This is a genomic window from Marinobacter caseinilyticus, from assembly GCF_011074955.1.
In the GTDB taxonomy this organism is placed as follows: Bacteria; Pseudomonadota; Gammaproteobacteria; order Pseudomonadales; family Oleiphilaceae; genus Marinobacter; species Marinobacter caseinilyticus.
Genome location: NZ_WUQJ01000020.1, coordinates 1 through 18,559, shown reverse-complemented (window position 1 = coordinate 18,559; position 18,559 = coordinate 1). Strand labels below are relative to the sequence as shown.

Sequence of the window (18,559 nt, the reverse complement as noted above, 5' to 3'; positions counted from 1 at the left end):
TGAATCGTCATCACCAACGGCAACCATAAACTATTTTTACAAGGCATAAAGAATGGCATTGGATCGTGAAACCGCCATGCAAGTGGCTGCAGTACTGAGCAAGGGGCTACCTTATATTCAGCGGTTTACCGGTAAAACCGTGGTCATCAAGTACGGCGGCAATGCCATGGAGAATGAGGACCTGAAAAGCAGTTTTGCGCGCGATGTGGTGTTGATGAAGCTGGTTGGCATCAATCCGATTGTCGTGCACGGCGGTGGTCCGCAAATCGGTGACTTGCTGGAACGACTCAATATCAAATCCCAGTTTATCGACGGCATGCGGGTTACGGATGGCCAGACCATGGACATCGTCGAGATGGTGCTGGGAGGTCAGGTCAACAAGCAAATTGTGTCGTTGATCAATCGCCAGGGTGGAACAGCGATCGGCCTGACCGGTAAAGACGCCAACCTGATCCGTGCCCGGAAACTGGAGGTCGTCAGTAAAGCGGATGAGCTGACCCGGCCGGAAATCATTGATATCGGACATGTCGGCGAAGTGGAAAGTGTCAATGTGGAAGTCATTGACATGCTGAACCGAAGCAACGTGATTCCAGTCATTGCGCCCATTGGTGTGGGGCGCGACGGAGCCTCCTACAACATCAATGCCGATTTAGTGGCCGGTAAGGTCGCGGAAGCGGTCAAGGCTGAGAAGCTGATTTTGTTGACCAATGTGTCCGGTCTGAAAAGCAAAGAAGGCAAAGTACTGACCGGACTTACCGCCAGCCAGGTCAACGCACTGATTGAAGACGGCACCATTCATGGCGGTATGTTGCCCAAAATCCGCTGCGCTTTGAATGCCGTTGAGAATGGCGTGCGGACATCGCACATCATTGATGGCCGAGTGGCGCATGCCACGTTGCTGGAAATCTTCACCGACGAGGGTGTCGGCACCCTGATTTCGCGCGGCTGATGAACAGCGCCAGCGCAATTGCCCGGAGATCGGTATGAAGAAGTTGTTGACGAGGCTGGCCGTGGTAGCGCTGGTTGGTTTTGTTGTCTTCAAAGGGGCGGCCTGGTACCTCGCCGGCCAGCGCCTGGGTGACCTGAATCAAGCCATTGCCGAAGACGGAGTGGTGCACAACGGCCAGATAAGTTCGAGCGTGGTTGGCCACCTGACGATCCACGAGGCCAAGTACCAGCATTTTCAGCTCACACAACCGATACGAGCGGCATCGCTGCAATTCACCACCGGCTCGCCGCTGGCCTTGCTGACGACGCTGGTGGACCCGAGCCGGTTACCCGGAACGTGGTCGCTTGAGGCTGACGGGCTATACCTACGGCTTGATGCCGCGATGATCCAGGATTGGGTCGCGCCTCAGGCTGAAACATTGCCACCGCTGATGGCCCTGGTCTGTGGGCCGGATCCTCGCCAGATGCTGGGCAGTGGCGACCTGATTCGGATGGGCGTGTCGGAGGTCGCCGGCGATGCATTGCTGACGCAATCCGCAGACGGCATGTACTTTGAATTGAACACCCAAGCGACCGGCAGCCTTGAGCTTACCCTATCGGGGATTCGGCTGGACCCGCTTCAGGCTGACACCGCCTTGCCAGAGTTCACAACACCGGTGGCCGTCGTGCTGCGTGACGGCGGCCTCATGCGAAAAGTGGCGGCTTACTGTGCTCGTGAGTCGGCGTTGGACACCACCGACTGGGTGGGGCGGGTGGCGCAAGGCCTCCGAGCGGCGCTTAATGCCCGTGGTTATGAGCCCAGTCCACAGATGGTGGCGTTGTATAAGCGCTGGTTGGTGGACGGTGGACAGCTGGAATTGACCATTGCTCCCTCACATCCCACCCTCGGTGTACCGGTCAAAACCACCACTCCGAGCGAGTCGGACAAAGGCGATGAATTCCGCATTATCTATAATGATGCCAGCGTGCCAGATGTGTACCTCAGTGCGATTGAGCCGGCGGAACCAGTGGCGCCTGAGCCGCCGGTGCAAGCGGTGGCGATAGACAGCGCCGACGTGGATGCCCTTGGGTGGCGCCCGGCGACGGTCGGCACTGCAAGTCGCTGGCTTGAGCGTAAAGTCAGAGTTACTCTGGATAGTGGTCGCGTGGTTGAAGGCCGTTTGACGCGCACGGCCGAGAGCCGGCTTGAAGTGACGCAAATGGTCGATGGTGGTGAAGTGGCCTACCCGATGTCCATCTCGGCCATCAGTGGGTTCGAAGTCTGGCGTCGGACAGCGGATCAGGGGCGTACGGGAAATGATTCAGTGCCTGAGTCAGCGGCGTTCCCCGACGCCAATACGGATAAAGCAAGCGAACAAACAACCGATTAACCTCCTGCCTTCCGAACATCACGGTGTGCGATATGTCTGATCACAAGATTGCCACGGCACCAAAAGCGCCCAGTATCCGCGACATGCTTGCCCGGCTGATCGCCTTGCCGTCCATCAGCAGCGCGTCGCCGGAGTGGGACCACAGCAATGAGCCGGTCGTGCGGCAGTTGGCGGAGTGGCTGGAGCCCATGGGGTTCGCCACCGAGATATTGCCCGTACCGGGAATGCCCGGGAAGTACAACCTGATTGCCACGCTGGGCAGTGGCGACGGTGGCTTGGTGCTGTCTGGGCATACCGATACCGTGCCTTACGACGACAAACGTTGGCAGAGTGATCCCTTTACCCTGACCGAGCGGGATAATCGCTGGTACGGGCTGGGAACCTGCGACATGAAGGGCTTTTTCACATTAGCCATTGAGGCGGCACGGGCCTTCTCGGGTCAGGCCTTGAAACAGCCGCTGATCATTCTGGCCACCGCCGATGAGGAAAGCTCGATGAACGGCGCGCGGGCATTGGCGGAAGCCGGTCGCCCAAAAGCGCGTTACGCAGTGATAGGAGAGCCCACCAGCCTGAAGCCGGTCAGAATGCACAAGGGCATCATGATGGAGCGGCTGTTGTTTGAGGGGCAGTCGGGGCACTCCTCGGATCCGGCGCTGGGCAACAACGCCCTGGAAGGGATGCACGAAGCCATGACCGAACTGCTGGCGCTGCGCTCGGGCTGGCAAGCTCAGTACCGGAACCCCAACTTCAAGGTTCAGGTCCCGACGTTGAATCTGGGCTGCATACACGGTGGAGACAACCCCAATCGGATCTGTGCCCAATGCGAACTGCATTTTGATCTGCGGCCTCTGCCCGGCATGAAGATGGATGAATTGCGCCAGGCAATACTGCATCGGGTTCAGCCGCTGGCCGCGCGCCGGGGTTTGAAACTGACGTTTGAACCCTTGTTTGATGGTGTGCCGGCTTTTGAAACGTCGCCGGAGGCCGAGTTGGTAAAAGTATGTGAACGATTGACCGGCCAGCCTGCAGAGAGTGTCGCCTTCGCCACCGAGGCGCCCTGGCTCCAGCAATTGGGCCTGGAAACACTGGTGATGGGGCCGGGCTCGATTGATCAGGCCCACCAGCCCGATGAATTTCTGGCGTTATCCCAGATCACGCCGGCGGTCACCATACTGAAGGGCCTTATTCAGCGCTTTTGTGTGGAGTAAACGGGACGGTTCAGTGCCGACGCTTGCTCATCCAACGGCGCTGGCACGCAAACCTTAACGATCCTTGGATGTTATCGAACTCGATACCAGAAGGCTGTGGGAGCAAGGACTTGAAATCAAACGACTGGCTGCATGGATTTCGCCACTCTTCACCCTACATCAATGCACACCGTGGTCGCACGGTGGTATTGACGCTGGGGGGTGAGGCCATTGCGCATGACAACCTGATCAACATCATCCATGACATCACCTTGCTGAGCAGCCTGGGTGTCCGGTTGGTGGTGGCATTTGGCGCCCGTCCGCAGATCCAGCAGCGCCTGGACAGTGCTGGTCAAACTTCGGAATTCCACAACGGTCTACGCATTACCAAGGAAGACCAGTTGCCGTTGGCACTGGAGGCCATCGGTGCCCTGAGGGCGCACCTTGAAAGCCGGCTCTCCATGGGGCTGGTGAACTCACCCATGCACGGTGCCCGCATCCGGGTCAGTAGTGGGAATTATGTCGCGGCCCGTCCGGTTGGTGTGCTGGGGGGGATCGATCACGGTTATACCGGCCGTGTGCGCCGGGTTGATGTCAGTGGCATTGAAAAACTGCTGGAAGCCGGCCACATAGTGCTGTTGCCGCCCCTGGGTTATTCACCCACCGGTGATGCCTTCAACTTGTCCTATGAGGATGTCGGCAGCCAGGTGGCGGCGGCGTTACAGGCCGAAAAACTGATTATCTTCAACGAGCACCAGGGTGTGCTTGATGAGTCCGGCGTGCTGATTCGTGAACTGACGGTGCGTCAGGCCTGTGATCGGCTGGCGGGCGTGGCCGCCGCCGAAGCTGACAGTGAGCTGCTCAAGGCCGCCTGCGATGCCTGTGTTAAGGGTGTGCGGCGTGCTCACATCATCAGTTACACCGAAGACGGCGCCTTGCTGGAGGAGCTGTTTACCCGGGACGGTTCCGGCACGCTGGTCAGTGATGACAACTACGAGCAGGTGCGCCGGGCACGGGTTGAAGATATTGGCGGCATTGTTGAACTCATTCAGCCGCTGGAAGAGCAGGGCATCCTGGTCCGGCGTTCCCGAGAGTTGCTGGAAACCGAGATTGGCTGTTTCATTGTGGCCGAGCGCGACGGCACCATAGTCGGCTGTGCCGCTTTGTACGCATACCCGGAAGCGCAAGCCGGTGAGTTGTCCTGCTTCGCGGTGGACCCGGCTTACAGACGGTCTGGGCGCGGTGATGACATTCTTGCGATGGTGGAGGGTATGGCCCGATCCCAGGGGGTTGCCCGGTTGTTTGTCTTGACGACGCAGACGGAGCACTGGTTTCGTGAGCGCGGGTTTGAGCCGTCGTCGGTGCAGTCGCTGCCCGGACCCAAGTTGGCGAACTACAATACCCAGCGCAACTCAAAAGTGTTCGTCAAACGCCTCACCTAGTTGCGATAGTCTCAGGCTTCGATGTTCTGCCGACGTTTCCGACAGCGCTCTGACCGCCTCGAAAAAGTGGGTGAAATTATAATCGTGCTGTTTGAGAAGCTGACGAAATCCCGGCACATACTGGTTGTATTGCTGGAATAATGCCAGGTTGGCGTTATTGAAAGCCGGTGGGTTTTCGCCGAATGGGCCAGGATCGCGCCAAGGTCGCGACAGCGCCAGATAGTCTTCCCGCAACCGTGCCAATGTGGCGCGTTTGAGGGACCTCAGGTTTTGATCCGTCATCTCGCCCCGGCGCTGATACAAAGCGGACAATTGATCGCTGGCATCCTCTACCAGCGCTAGGGTCTGGGCACGTTGGTCGAGCAGGGCGAGTGCCCGCCGGAAGCCTGTCTGTTCACCCCGCTGCGTCAGCCAGAGCTTCAGGCCCTCAAGCTCCACGGCGGTGGCAAAGCTTTCATTGAACGCGGTATCGCCGGCAACGTATACCACTTGGTGGCTGAGTTCATGGATTATCAAGGCCGCCATCGAATGCGTGGGCAGGCGGGTAAAGCCGCTGTGGATCGGGTCATCAAACCAGCCCAGTGTGGAGTAGGCGGTTACGCCTCCGATATACGTATCATAGCCCCGGGTCTGAAAAGTCTGCTGTTCGGCGCGGGCGTCTTCAAGGTCGAAGTAACCGCGATACGCCTGACAGCCAACGAAGGGATAGCACCACTGGTGGGCTTGCAGAGAAAATTCGGGCACAACCACTAAATTAACGACCACGTAGGGCCGGTCGAGGTCGACATAGTCCCGGAAGGCACCTGCGACTGGCAGGTCCAGGCGATCGCGGGCAAATTCGCGCACCTCGACCGCCGTCGCCAGGGCGCGTTTGAGTTCGTCTGACGTGCTGGGTCGGGCGACCACCTGGTCGATTGGCTCCCGCTCCATCATTAACGAAAACTGGCCGTTGATTGCCTGCGCATAGTAGCTGATCGCTGTGCAGCCCGTTTGGCTGAGCATCAGTAGCGCAAGTAGGTAGATATGGCTAAGCTGATTCATGTGTTTTACTTTTAACCCAAGTCCTGCAGGCTATACTATCAGGAGTTAGCCGCAGCGGTTTGATCGCATGTACGGCACGATACTCCCGCCAAAGGTTGGGAGGTGCCGATAAAAGGGGGTGTTGCGTGTCGCACCGCCATCCGCTTTACCAATTGTCAGGTAGTCAATGGATCCGAAGGAACGTCGCGCCAGCCCTCGCCAGCCCATCAAGCTGGCCGCCCAGCTTGTTCTGGGGCCTGAAGAAGCATGGCCCTGCCAGATTGCGGACTTTTGCGCAGAAGGTCTGTTCATACGCTATTCCGGTGAAACAGCCCGTAAGCTGGACAAAAGCCTCGCGCGAAGTGGCACTGATGAAATAGGCGTGCGTTTTCGCAGTGTGGACGGTCGGACTCGCCATGAAATGAAGGCCCGCATTATGCGACGCATTGACGGCGCTGTCGGCGTTCTGTTTACCCAGGTGAATCCGGAAGCCGTCGCCGCCATGCTGCAGCAGTGTGGTGGCGACCGCAACCAGGAGCGCCCGGCGCTCAAGCCCCCGAGTGAAAAAGTTCAGTTTGTATTGCACCAATGCGCGAAGGCCTTGGTGCACTATATCGAACCGTTGATGGATACTTGCCTGGCCCAGATGTCCGAGGCGCTCAAGCAGGCGGCCCAGAGCGCCACCAGTGACCAGCAAGCCAACGACTATCTGGACGCCAATGGCCAGCTTGCAATCCGGCAGCGGGCGATTTGGCATCAGATGATGAAAGCCTTGGAATCACCGCTCAAACCGGAGCGCAAAGGCGCCCCGGGTGGCGAACTGGCGGTGGTGGACAAGGGCGAGTTTGAAGACTGGCTGACCATCAAAGTGATGGTCACTAAAGCCGATACCCTCTACCGCGGCGAGTTGCTGCAGCTGAAAATGCGGCTGGACAAACTGGCGGTCAGCAATGCCACGGGACACCAGAATCCGCTCGGTCCCTCGCTGGTGTGCGAAGCTTTCCATCAGGGGTTGCAGCACCTTAAGGGCAGTCGCAACGTTGAGAAAGTGTGTCTGAAAACCTTTGAAAGCTCGGTGTTGCAGGCGTTGGAACCACTGTACCAGGATCTGAATCAGCTTCTGATCCGCCAAGGCATCCTGCCAGACCTGGACCTCAGCAAGTATTTGAGTGAGCGCACCCCACGCCCTGAGCCTGTGGCTAAAGCCGAGCCGGCCACCCCAGAGCCGGCCGCCCGCAAGACTCTCGCCTCGGGTGAGCCGGAAGAACGGCCGGCGACATCGCCAGCCAAACCTCCGCATGCTCTGGGTGCCAACGCTTCCCAAGGTTTCCGTAATTATTCCCAGGCTGCACAATCGGCTTTTGCGACCGTCCGGAATCTGGTATCGACGCTGACGGCCAGCCGCTTGAGCCGTGGTGACATCGAACCGGTTCACTTCGCCCCTCAGGCTCGACCGCTGTCGGCAGGTGAATTTCAACGCGAGCTGCAACAGCTTCAGGTTCAGGGCGTGGAGGCATCCGCCGAGCCGGTTGCGTTGAAAGACCGTGTTATCGAGCGGGTTAAGGCATCCGGCAATAACGCACTGGATGTTGAGCAGCAAGGCACACTGGATGTGGTTGATCGTTTCTTCCGCAGTGTGGTGGAGAATCCGAAACTCAGTGAGTCTACCCAGCAGCATATGCGTCAGCTCGAGGTGCCGGTACTGAAGGTGGTGCTGCGGGACCGGGCTTTTTTTGACGACCATGCCAGCCCGGTTCGTGGTGTGATGAACCGCTTGGCGCAGTTGGGTATCAAAGGTGGCCGCATGAATCAGGTGGTTCAGCGCCGTATTGACGAGCTGGTGCAGCGAATTACCACCGATTTTGAACAGGATACCCGGGTTTTTGAAAACGCCTTGGGCGAGCTGGATGGCTTGATTGATCGTCAAAATCTGGTGTACCGGCGCAATGTCGAGCGAGTCACGGCGGCGGCTGAGGGTGCCCAGAAAGTGGCGGAGTCGAAAGCCGCCGTCAGTGAGGCTCTTGATCAGCGCCTGGCCGGTCGTCAGGTGCCAAAAGCCGTGGTCAGTCTGCTAAACAGCGGCTGGCGCGACTTGCTGTCACTGACCTGGATACGACAAGGCCCGGACGGCCAGCTATGGCAGGACTATTTGTCGGTGATCGACTCACTGCTCACCTTTGGTGGTGATCCGGATGCCGCCATCAATCTGCCGGAATTGCTCCGGGTGATCCAGGACGGGTTGGCATCGATATCGAGCAATCACATGCCCTCGTCCCAGGTTCGAGACGAACTCAAACAGTTTCTGGTCCGTAAGCCGAACTCCGTAGTAGAAATGGTTCAGGTGGCGGCGCCCGCAAAATCGGAAGAGCAGCGCCAGCAGCAGGCACTGGAACGTGAACAGAAGAGTTTACAGCGCTGGATTGCCCGGGCACAGAAACTGCGAACAGGGGATTGGCTCCGGGATCAGGAAAAACCGGAAGAGCCTCAGTACATTCGTCTGGTGTGGATTGCCCGCGGATTTAGCCGCTTTGTGTTTGTGAACCATCAGGGCATGCGTGTGGTGGAGTTGGAGTTGAATGCAATGGCCCGCCAGATGCAGAAAGGTATTATCGTTCCAGACGGCCTCTACGACCGGCCGCTGGTGGACGAAAGTATTGATCTCATGGTGCGCAAAGTATACGACCAGCTGTCCTGGGCATCGACCCACGATGAGGCGACGGGGTTACTGGGGCGCCGGGAGTTTGAGCGCATGCTGGAACAACAGCTGGCCCGGCATGAAGATGAACGTACCCTGGTGCGACTGGATCTTCGCCAGCTGCGCCTGCTCAATGACACCGCCGGCTACTCGGCCGGTGACGATGCCATCAAGGCGGTAGCGGATATCCTTCGTCGCGAAGTGGGCGAGGGTATGCCGCTGGCGCGTTTGGCCGGTAATGAATTTGGCTTTCTAGTGTCATCGGAAAAGGCAGAAACAACGATCACGAGTGTCATCAAGGCCATTGAATCCATGGCGCTGACGTTTGCAGGCAAGCATTACCGATTGTCGGGTAGTGCGGGTATGGCACCCGCACTGCCGGCATTGGCTACGGCCGAGCGTTGGCTGAGAGCGGCAGACGACGCCTGCAAGGTGGCCAAGAAGCAGGGCAATGGCCGTGTGTCACTGTACAGCCTCGATGCCCACGGGCAGGCACAACAGGAGCAGATTGCCGCCAAGGTGGCCGGCCTGGGTAATTTGGATGAGGAGCGCATGTTGCTGCGCTGCCAGAAGATCATTCCTTTGCACTCCGCCACCCAGATGCCGTCCCAGTACGAGGTGTTGATCAGCATGTACGACGATGCCGGCAATCTGATCACGGCGGCCGAGTTTGTGCGGATGGCCGAGCGCTACAATCGCATGCAGGCAGTGGACCGTTGGGTGGTGGGGCACATGCTGGACTGGTTGCGAGACGCTCCGTCCGAAGTGGCCGAGCTTGGCGGTATGTGCATCAACCTGTCCGGCTATTCGTTAAATGACGAATCCTTGCTGGAGTTCATTTACGACAAGCTCAGTCAGAAAAATGCGCCCATTGAGCGGCTGTGGTTTGAGATCACCGAGGCCGCTGCGATCAATAACGTCCAGGGCGTTGCGGAGTTTATTGAGGAAATGCGGGAGTTGGGCTGTCGTTTCTGTCTGGCCAATTTTGGCAGCGGGCCTACCTCGTATCAGTATATGAGAACCTTGCCGGTGGACCTGATCAAGCTGGACGGAGCGTTTACCCAACAAGTGGCCGTCAGCGAGACCGATCACGCTATGGTACGCTCCATGGTCGAGATGGCGCACTACATGAACCGCGAAGTCATTGCGTCCCAGGTTGAAAGCCGGGAGGCGCTGGAAGCGTTGCGGTTGTTGGGTGTTGATTACGCTCAGGGCTACATCATCGAAAAACCACGGTTGCTGAGCAGCCTGATTTAAACCACCCCACACCGGTAACTTATGTCCAAACGCCACCCCATTATCGCAGTCACGGGTTCCTCGGGAGCTGGAACCACGACCACGGGGCGTAGTTTCAGCCGTATTTTCGCCAGTGAGGGCATTCACGCGGCCCTGGTCGGGGGTGACAGTTTTCACCGCTATACTCGCGATCAAATGACCCGGCTGGCGGCCAAAGGCCAGTTTGGCGAGCGTAACCACTTCGCCCTGGCCGCCAACCATATTGATAAACTCGAAGCGCTGTTCTACGACTACGGCCACACCGGCAGCGGTCAGTTCCGCCGTTATGTGCATGATGAAGACTATGAACTGATCCGGGCCGGGCACAAGCCGGGCACCTTTACGTCCTGGGCGCCACTGCCAGCGGATACTGATTTGCTGTTTTACGAAGGGCTGCACGGGGGGGTGACCAGTGAGGCCTACAATATCGCGCAGTACGTCGACTTACTCATCGGCGTGGTACCGATCGTCAATCTGGAGTGGATTCAGAAAATACGACGGGATACCTACAATCGCGGTTACTCTCAGGACGCGGTGGTAGCGACGATCATCAACCGCATGGACGACTATGTCCACGATATCGTGCCGCAGTTTTCTCACACCCACGTCAATTTTCAACGCATTCCGCTGGTGGATACTTCCAACCCTTTTGTGGTTCGGGATGTGCCGACCGAGGATGAGAGTCTGATTGTGATTCGTTTCCGGGAGTCATCGGCGGTGGACTTCCCTTACCTGCTGCAGATGATCGCTAACAGCAGTGTGTCCCGGCATGACACGCTGGTCATACCGGGCACCAAACTGTCCCTGGCGATGGACCTTATTATGCGACCAATGGTCTCGGACCTGATGTCGCAAAAGTCGTTTGCCTAGTGCCTGACTGCAGCGCCGGCCCCGTTCAGGCGGTCAACCGGCCATCGTGATAGTCCCTCAGGGTCTGCTCAATCTCTTCTTTGGTGTTCATCACGAATGGGCCGTACTGTACGACCGGTTCGCCGATGGGCTTGCCTGCAATCAACAACACCCGAGCCCCTTCGCTGCCGGCGGTCAACTGCAGCGTGTCACCGGCACCCAGTACGCTGGCGGTGCTGCGCCGGAGCTCCGTGTCCCCTGATGAGGCCTGGCCGTCATACAGGTACAGCATGGCATTTAGCTCGGGAGCCAGCGGCAGGGTAATCTGCCCGGATGAGGCCAGATGGATGTCGGCGTACACCGGCGCAGTGGAACCTCCGGAAATGGCACCCGTATAAGCGCGGTCCTCCACACGGAGCTCTCCGGCAATGAGCTTCAACTTGCCGCCGCTGAAGGCGGCTTCCGGAATATCTTCGGGCTGCAAATCCCGGTAACCCGCCGGTTTCATTTTTTCGGCTGCGGGCAAGTTCAGCCAGAGTTGAAAGCCTCGCATCATGCCTGCCTCTTGCTGAGGCATTTCAGAGTGGATAATCCCGCGTCCCGCCGTCATCCATTGAACGCCGCCATTCTTCAAGTTGCCGCGATTGCCCAGGTGATCTTCATGCAGCATGTGGCCTTCAATCATGTAGGTAACGGTTTCGAATCCGCGATGTGGGTGCGAAGGAAAGCCGGCGATATAGTCGGCCGCCTGCTCGGAACCGAACTCATCCAGCATCAAAAATGGATCGAGCCGGATGGCCTGGCTCTGCCCGATCGAGCGTTTGATTTTCACGCCCGCACCATCGGATGTTTCGATGGCGGGAATGACTTGTTTGATAGCACGAATAGCCATGTTCACCTCCCCGTTGAGTCGTGTCAGGTGGGCCGCCTACGCGATCAGCGCGTCAATGTTGGTAGCGGCGCCATCCAATGCTTCATGTTTATGATCATCACCCATATTCAGGCCTTCGGCATAAACAAAGTTGACATCCTTGATGCCTAGAAAGCCCAGGAATGCCCGAATGTAGGGAGTTTGAGTATCGTTGCTGGTGCCGGCATAGATGCCGCCACGTGCCGCCAGCACATAAACCGGGCGATCCTGGAGCAACCCGACCGGCCCTTGTGCGGTATACCGAAAACTGACGCCGGCGCGGGCGATGTGATCGAAATACGCTTTAAGCGCTGACGGAATGCCAAAATTGTACATCGGCACGCCCAACACGATGGTATCGGCTTCAACAATTTCGTTGATCAAGCCATCCGAATAGTCCACTACCCGTTGTTGCTCGCCCGAGCGTTCGTCCGTGGCGGCGGAAAATGCGCCGAATCGGTCAGCGTCCAGGTGCGGCACGGGATTGGCGGCGAGATCGCGATACACCACCGATACGCCCGGATGTTGGGCTTTCAGGTTGTCGAGCGTTTTCTTGACCAACTGCGAGGATTGGCCGTCTTGACCAAAAATACTGGCGGTAATAACAAGGATGTTCTTCATGATGGTGAGTCTCCAGACCTTTGTGTTCAGGTTATGGACTCATTAAACGCCGATCGTGTCGTGGAAGAAATCGGATAAATCTGGTGGGGATGTTCAAAAAAACTGAATAGATGGCGGGCAGCGTTGCTGCCTGCCATCAGGTCCGGTTATTCAACATTGCGGGAATAGAAAATTTCCAGCATTTCCCGCTTCAGGCGCTCTTCAATGGACTGGGCTTCGGTGCTGCCGAGGTCACTGGCGTTGACCCCAAACACGTAGTTATCCAGCTTGAAGTTTTTCAGCATCATTTTGGTGTGGAACATGTTTTCCTGATACACGTTCACATCGATCATCTGATACGCGTTCTGAGTGTCCTCGGTCAGGTAATTCTGGATCGAGTTGATGTCGTGATCAATGTAATGCTTGGTGCCGTCCACATCACGGGTGAAGCCACGGACCCGATAATCCACGGTGACCACATCGGAATCGAAACTGTGGATCAGGTAATTCAATACCTTCAAGGGTGAGATCAGGCCGCAGGTGGATACATCAATGTCCGCCCGAAAGGTACTGATGCCCTCGTAGGGATGGCTTTCCGGGTAGGTGTGCACGGTCACGTGGCTCTTATCCAGGTGTGCCACGATGGCATCTGGCAAGGGGCCGGGGGATTCTTCGTTGTCGGGCTCACCGTTGGTCAGTTCGTGCTCGGCAATCAGCATGGTGACCGAGGCGCCGTGGGGCTCGTAATCCTGGCGGGCAATATTCAGCACATTGGCACCAATGATCTTGACCACGTCGGTGAGGATCTGGGTCAAACGCTCTGCGTTGTACATCTCATCGATATAATCAATATAGGCTAACCGCTGCTCTTCCGTCTGCGCATAACAAATGTCATAAATATTGAAGCTTAGCGATTTGGTCAGGTTGTTAAACCCATGCAACTGTAGCTTGGATTCCATGCTCAGCCCCTCAGTTCTGGAGGTAAATGATGTGTGGTCATGCCTGCTTGAACATACCAGCACGTTTATGGCACCGAAGCCGCCACCGATAACTGACCGGATTGATCACCTTTTGCACAGACCGGCGGAAAGGTTGCGTATTATGCACACCCTGAAAGCGGTTTAACAGGGTGTCGGAAGACAAATTAGCATCCGTAATGGCCGAACAATTTCAGGCTCCGCAAGCGGTGATCGTCAGGCTTCCCGGATTTCATGGGTGTGGCTGATTTCGACGCCGGCCTTTTCCAGCATGATGGAGGCCGAACAGTATTTTTCAGCGGATAGCGAAACCGCACGCTTGACCTGGTTTTCTTTCAGGCCCCGCCCGGTCACCACGAAATGCAGGTGAATCCGGGTGAACACCGCAGGCACTGCATCGGCACGTTCCGCTTCCAGTTCGGCGTGACACCCCGTCACCTCCTGACGACTTTTCTGCAAAATGCTCATCACATCGAACGCCGAGCAACCGCCCAGACCCATCAACAACATCTCCATGGGGCGGGGGCCAAGGTCTCGGCCGCCGTGGTCGGGCGGGCCATCCATTTGCACCGTATGGCCGCTGCCACTGGTGGCTTTGAAGCTGGCGTCACCGGCCCAGTCGATGGTTGCTTTCATGAGGATCTCCTTGGAATTAATAGCCCGGAATGCTAGCACATCCTTTTCAGCCTGGGCACCGTGCCGGGATGCCCTCCAGACTTGCAGAATCGTCGACAGACTGAGGCCGAAGTGTCCTGGCAGCAAAACCGGGGCAAAGTATTCACAGTGTTCTATACTTCCCCACGGTTGTGTTCCGGTTGCTGAAACCGGGCCTTCTTGTTATAAGTTGCGACGCTCGGCGCGTGTGCGCCAGTCAAACGCCACCCCGGGGCCGCGACTGAAGTCCGCCAAGCGGATATCGCCGACGCTAACAGTAACCCGCAAGGACAGCCGGGTGATTACAACAACACCGGGAATTCGCCAGTAAAAGGAGGCACAACTCGCATTATGGCCACTATCGTCAAACCGGTTGAGCAAAAGACCAAGCATCTCGATTACTTTCTTTCGCAGTGCCACCGCAGGCGTTACCCTGCGAAAAGCACCATTATTTACGCTGGCGACAAAAGCGACTCACTGTTTTACATCGTCAAAGGCTCAGTCACTGTCATTATTGAAGATGATGACGGCCGGGAAATGATCATGGCCTATCTCAACGCCGGAGATTTCTTCGGGGAAATGGGCCTGTTCGACAACATGGACTCCCGCAGCGCCTGGGTCAAAGCCAAGACCGAGTGCGAAGTGGCCGAAATCAGCTACACCAAGTTCCGGGAAATCGCCCAGCAGGACCCCCGGGTGCTCTACTTCATCGGCGAGCAAATGGCGACGCGCCTGCGTCAGACCACGCGCAAAGTCGGTGATCTGGCTTTCCTCGACGTTACCGGTCGTGTCGCCAGAACCTTGCTGGACCTGTGCAAAGAGCCCGATGCAATGACCCACCCTGACGGAATGCAGATCAAGATCACCCGCCAGGAAATTGGCCGCATAGTGGGGTGTTCTCGCGAAATGGTCGGGCGTGTGCTGAAAACCCTGGAAGACCAGGGGCTGGTTCAGGTGAAAGGTAAAACCATGGTGGTGTATGGCACCCGCTAGGCCCGTGATGCCAACCACGGACAAGATAGGGACGTTGTAGTGGCTCAAAACCGATTTCTTGCATTACTGGCACAACATCAACTACCGGCGAGCCATGTCCATCTGGTTCAGATATTGCCCATGGTTCAGATGATGTGGGCCGATGGTCGCAATCAGGCCAAAGAGAAAGCCCTGGTGAGTGAGTTGCTGCACCAGCATGCCGCCGAGCTGAAGCAGTTGGCTGGTGGCCAGGAGGTGGTACCGAACGCCGATGTTCAGCTCTTCAAGGCCAATTTTTTGGATTGCCGGCCGGCGTCGGAGTTGTTGGAGCAACTGTCGACGCTGGCCCTGGAAATCCTGGCCAGCAAGCCGACCGGCAGCCCAGGCGCCGACGGTCTTACCCTCGAAAATCGCCGCATTTTTCACCTCTGTCTGGAGATCGCTGCGGCTTGTTACGCCGGCAGCTTCGAAGACTTCGAAAATCAGACCACGCAGCGCATGGCTGCCCAGGAAGTTCGCTTGGTGGAGCGGTTGTTTTCGGCGTTGTATACCCAACCAATTCACTGATACAGCCTTATCGCGTGAACCGTGACGCTGGTCGGAATGACCGCGCCAGTGTCTCTGCGCCAACATGAGGTCTATTAGCATTCGTCCAATGCGTTGGCAGTGCACTTTCACAATCAGGGGCGTTCATGCTTAAAGAATCGTTGCAGGATAGTTGGTCGTTTTTTAGCCGAAATATTATGGCCATTGCCTCGATTATCTTGCCGATCATTATTCCGGTCGAGATACTGACCTCTCTCTATACTTACTCAACCCAGGGTGAGGCACCGACACTGGGCTCCAGCCTGGTGATGATGGTGGTTTGGGGGCTGTCCTACTCGGTGTATATGGTTGCGGTGATCTTTTATATTTCGTCGACAATTTCCGGGCAGACCCTGAGCACCAAAGCGCTGTGGCGACAAGGTGCCCAGGTTTGGGGGCGCTACTTTCTGTTGATTTTGTTGGTGGGCGCCATGGTCCTTGTCGGGTTTATGGCCTTGATCGTGCCAGGCATTATCTTTATGATCCGGTACGCCTTCGCAGAATTCGAGCTGCTGCTGAATCAGAAGCACGCAATCGAGGCGCTTAAATCGAGCTGGCACGCCACCGCAGACTATGTGTGGGCGATCCTGGGCGGTTACGCTGTCATCAGTCTCGCATTGTGGCTGCCGTACTTACTGATTGTGAAATTGCTGACGGCGCTGGGGCTTAATTATGATATTGCCTACTCCCTATTAGACACCGCCTCGTCCGTTTTTGGTGTGTTCTACACAATTTTTGCGTTTCGTATCTATGAATATTACCGGTCAGAGCAGGCGGGCATGGCCCCGTAAAGGCAGGAAAGGGGCATGGTGCGGCTGTGCCAATGCCCAGGTGACGCCCCCACTGGCCGGTTGTTGATTTGAAGCACCATGACCGATGTGTGCGTGGATATTCACCAATAAACAGGAACCAAACATGACTGCGTTGACCGCCGTATTGTTGTACATCGTCTGGATGCTTGTCTTGGCGCTGGCCTATGCTGGCCCTCGCATTCCGCAGGCCCTGACCGGTGCCAGGCCCATCGACAGCTGGGAACGTGGCAAGGTGCCAATCGACCCGCTGTTTCTGCAACGCGCCAAAGCTGCCCACATGAACTGTCTTGAAAATTTCCCGCTGTTTGCCGGCGTCGTGGTCATCGCGGCACTGATGAATCAGATGGCGGCCGTAGATAAAGTCGCCGCTTTCGTACTCTACGCCCGCATCGCACAGGGCCTGGTGCATATCAGTGGCACATCGTTTCTGCAGATCATGTTACGCGCCACTTTTTACCTGATTCAGGTGGGGTTGATCCTGTACATGGTGTTTGGATTGCTGGGGTAACGATCAAAACCGGTCTGGCCTGTTGCCTAAGGCCGGCTGGGAATCGCCGGGTCAAATACCGGCATTGAATGCGGCGCGTGATGTCGGTGCGCGCCCCAGGCAGCCCGAGTACCGCCAGCTTGCACGCGATGGTTGAGCGGTGGCGAGTGAGCGACTCGAAATGAACAGCAGCAAGATCAAAAGGCAAGCAGGCTTGCTTCGGCAGCAGAGCCTCACGGTGTATTTTGCGGCTCGTGATCCTCGGATGCCATTGCCGGTGCGCCTGCTGGCGCTGGTTGTCGCCGCTTATGCGATCAGCCCCATTGACCTGATTCCCGATGTCATCCCGGTTATCGGATACCTGGACGATATCATTATCATTCCCCTTGGCTTGGCGCTCATCATTCGGCTGACGCCGCCAGAGATTATCGTCGCGGCAAGGAGGCAGGCTGAGAGTGCCTCGCAAAAGCCGGTCAGCTATGCGGCGGCTGCCGTTATCATCATTCTCTGGGTGCTCGCGTTACTGGCGATTTCGCGATGGCTTTATCAACTGGTTTTTTCTTAACCTTGGTCAGCTTCGAAAAAATGGCGGGTTACACCCTTTCCATATGTTTGGCGATCCTGATCCGCCATCGAAGCCCTGCACTATTGCCCACTTTCTAGCATATCCCGCTCCAGGTTGCCCTCGATACCCTCCAGCTTATGCTCGGGACCAAACAGATGACCGTAGGCGGATTGCACGCTTTCAACGATGAACTCGTAGGGCAGGTCTGCAAACACACCGTGGTCATTGACGTATTCCATATGAGCGTGGCCGGCTTCGGTGTATTCCTGAAACACCGAGTCGTGGACACCGTCAAAGGGCAGTGGTTCCACGCTCATCAGTTCGCACAGTTGCGCATTGAAGGCGGGCGTAGCTTTCACCCAGCGATTGTTCAGGTGCAGCTCAATAAAGCCGTGCATGCGGAAAATGTCGGATCGCAGCCATTCGATCAGCTTTGGGCTGGACAGGTGGTTGCGGACATCGGCCAGTCCCAGCCTGCTGGGAACTCCGATTGCGCGAGCGGCCGCGCCCAGCAACACCGCTTTTGGAATGCAGTAGGACTCGCCGCTGATCAAGGCGTCACTGGCGCGAAAGGTGTGTGCCTCAGTGCTGAATACATAAGGGTTGTAGGTGATGCTGTCCCGCACCGCCAAATACAGCAATTTAATCCGCTCAACCGGGTCGTCCGGAACGCCCTTTAATTGAGATTCAATCCAGGCCTTGAGCTGTGGCTGGTGATAGTCAAAGTAATCGGTGGCCTGCAGGTACTGTTTCATGGGACGTGGCATCCGTTGGTGACAATAGGTTCGATGCTCACCCAGCGGTGGGGCTGCCGCAATGGCCAAACCCCTCAAATGGCATGGCCTTAGCTGCCAAGCACGGTATTCCCGGCCGCCAAGCTCTGAATCGCCCCCGGTATTCTAGACACCGCTCAGGCTCTGAAAGTAACGCCGCTCGTACTCTACCGGCGACAGATTATCACTCGTGCCGTGTCGGCGCCTCGGGTTGTAAAACATCTCAATATAGTTGAACACATCGCGCCTGGCAGCTTCCCGTGTCGGATAGATCTGTCGTTTAATTCGTTCCCGCTTGAGTAGCTGAAAGAAGCTTTCAGCCACGGCGTTGTCATGACAGTTACCACGCCGGCTCATGCTGCCTACCAGATGATTGGCCTTCAGAAAGCTTTGCCACTCACCGCCGCTGAACTGACTGCCCTGGTCTGAATGCACCAT

The 18,559-nt window shown here is 57.0% G+C and carries 18 protein-coding genes; 11 read left to right on the top strand and 7 right to left on the bottom strand.

All coding sequences use genetic code 11. The annotated features are described in order from the left end of the window. The first annotated feature begins 52 nt into the window (after nucleotides 1-52). The 4 genes from argB to argA all read left to right on the top strand — a co-directional run bounded on the left by argB (nucleotide 53) and on the right by argA (nucleotide 4,947). Nucleotides 53-949, top strand: a complete 897-nt coding sequence (gene argB, locus GRX64_RS09445; protein ID WP_166266561.1) for an acetylglutamate kinase — start codon at nucleotides 53-55, stop codon at nucleotides 947-949. Nucleotides 950-983: 34 nt separating this feature from the next. Continuing rightward, nucleotides 984-2,318 (top strand): acetylornithine deacetylase, encoded by a 1,335-nt coding sequence (locus GRX64_RS09440; RefSeq protein ID WP_166266559.1) that lies wholly within the window; start codon nucleotides 984-986, stop codon nucleotides 2,316-2,318. A gap of 32 nt (nucleotides 2,319-2,350) precedes the next feature. Then, the gene (gene argE / locus GRX64_RS09435) at nucleotides 2,351-3,526 is read left to right on the top strand and encodes an acetylornithine deacetylase (RefSeq protein ID WP_166266557.1); all 1,176 of its coding nucleotides are present in this window, start codon (nucleotides 2,351-2,353) and stop codon (nucleotides 3,524-3,526) included. A gap of 110 nt (nucleotides 3,527-3,636) precedes the next feature. Beyond that, a complete protein-coding gene (argA, locus tag GRX64_RS09430; protein ID WP_166266555.1) occupies nucleotides 3,637-4,947 on the top strand; it encodes an amino-acid N-acetyltransferase in 1,311 nt (436 codons plus the stop codon). On the opposite strand, the gene GRX64_RS09425 is transcribed toward argA, so the two are convergent. Further along, on the bottom strand, nucleotides 4,918-5,988 hold the full coding sequence (locus tag GRX64_RS09425; RefSeq protein WP_166266553.1) for an aminopeptidase: 1,071 nt from the start codon (nucleotides 5,986-5,988) through the stop codon (nucleotides 4,918-4,920). The two genes, argA and GRX64_RS09425, sit on opposite strands and share 30 nt — an antisense overlap. A 166-nt stretch (nucleotides 5,989-6,154) precedes the next feature. On the opposite strand from GRX64_RS09425, the gene GRX64_RS09420 reads away from it, so the two are divergent. Continuing rightward, on the top strand, nucleotides 6,155-9,919 hold the full coding sequence (locus tag GRX64_RS09420) for a DUF1631 family protein (protein ID WP_166266551.1): 3,765 nt from the start codon (nucleotides 6,155-6,157) through the stop codon (nucleotides 9,917-9,919). Nucleotides 9,920-9,940: 21 nt separating this feature from the next. After that, nucleotides 9,941-10,807 carry a phosphoribulokinase gene (locus tag GRX64_RS09415; RefSeq protein WP_166266549.1) on the top strand — a complete coding sequence of 289 codons (867 nt, stop codon included), beginning with the start codon at nucleotides 9,941-9,943 and terminating at the stop codon, nucleotides 10,805-10,807. 25 nt (nucleotides 10,808-10,832) lie between these two features. On the opposite strand, the gene GRX64_RS09410 is transcribed toward GRX64_RS09415, so the two are convergent. The 4 genes from GRX64_RS09410 to GRX64_RS09395 form a co-directional block, all read right to left on the bottom strand. Further along, nucleotides 10,833-11,678: a pirin family protein gene (locus GRX64_RS09410; protein WP_166266547.1), complete on the bottom strand. Its 846-nt coding sequence runs from the start codon at nucleotides 11,676-11,678 to the stop codon at nucleotides 10,833-10,835. Nucleotides 11,679-11,714: 36 nt separating this feature from the next. Next, a complete protein-coding gene (locus GRX64_RS09405; protein WP_166266545.1) occupies nucleotides 11,715-12,317 on the bottom strand; it encodes an FMN-dependent NADH-azoreductase in 603 nt (200 codons plus the stop codon). A gap of 146 nt (nucleotides 12,318-12,463) precedes the next feature. After that, on the bottom strand, nucleotides 12,464-13,255 hold the full coding sequence (gene speD / locus GRX64_RS09400; protein ID WP_166266543.1) for an adenosylmethionine decarboxylase: 792 nt from the start codon (nucleotides 13,253-13,255) through the stop codon (nucleotides 12,464-12,466). 234 nt (nucleotides 13,256-13,489) lie between these two features. Next, nucleotides 13,490-13,909 (bottom strand): OsmC family protein, encoded by a 420-nt coding sequence (locus GRX64_RS09395; protein WP_166266542.1) that lies wholly within the window; start codon nucleotides 13,907-13,909, stop codon nucleotides 13,490-13,492. Between the two features lie 369 nt (nucleotides 13,910-14,278). On the opposite strand from GRX64_RS09395, the gene crp reads away from it, so the two are divergent. The 5 genes from crp (at nucleotide 14,279) to GRX64_RS09370 (ending at nucleotide 17,348) form a co-directional block, all read left to right on the top strand. Beyond that, nucleotides 14,279-14,920 (top strand): cAMP-activated global transcriptional regulator CRP, encoded by a 642-nt coding sequence (gene crp / locus GRX64_RS09390; RefSeq protein ID WP_166266540.1) that lies wholly within the window; start codon nucleotides 14,279-14,281, stop codon nucleotides 14,918-14,920. 39 nt (nucleotides 14,921-14,959) lie between these two features. Continuing rightward, complete coding sequence (locus GRX64_RS09385; protein WP_166266538.1) at nucleotides 14,960-15,466, top strand: hypothetical protein; 507 nt, start codon at nucleotides 14,960-14,962, stop codon at nucleotides 15,464-15,466. A gap of 125 nt (nucleotides 15,467-15,591) precedes the next feature. Beyond that, complete coding sequence (locus tag GRX64_RS09380) at nucleotides 15,592-16,275, top strand: YciC family protein (protein WP_166266536.1); 684 nt, start codon at nucleotides 15,592-15,594, stop codon at nucleotides 16,273-16,275. A 124-nt stretch (nucleotides 16,276-16,399) separates the two neighbouring features. Beyond that, nucleotides 16,400-16,804 (top strand): MAPEG family protein, encoded by a 405-nt coding sequence (locus GRX64_RS09375; protein WP_166266534.1) that lies wholly within the window; start codon nucleotides 16,400-16,402, stop codon nucleotides 16,802-16,804. A 160-nt stretch (nucleotides 16,805-16,964) separates the two neighbouring features. Next, nucleotides 16,965-17,348 (top strand): YkvA family protein, encoded by a 384-nt coding sequence (locus GRX64_RS09370; protein WP_166266532.1) that lies wholly within the window; start codon nucleotides 16,965-16,967, stop codon nucleotides 17,346-17,348. An 80-nt stretch (nucleotides 17,349-17,428) separates the two neighbouring features. Here GRX64_RS09370 and GRX64_RS09365 read toward each other — a convergent pair whose 3' ends face one another. Together GRX64_RS09365 and GRX64_RS09360 are read right to left on the bottom strand one after the other, a co-directional pair. Then, nucleotides 17,429-18,103, bottom strand: a complete 675-nt coding sequence (locus GRX64_RS09365; protein ID WP_166266530.1) for a transglutaminase-like domain-containing protein — start codon at nucleotides 18,101-18,103, stop codon at nucleotides 17,429-17,431. 144 nt (nucleotides 18,104-18,247) lie between these two features. Then, nucleotides 18,248-18,559, bottom strand: a 312-nt coding sequence (locus GRX64_RS09360) for an IS3 family transposase (protein WP_166266528.1), incomplete at its 5' end; no start/stop codon positions are given.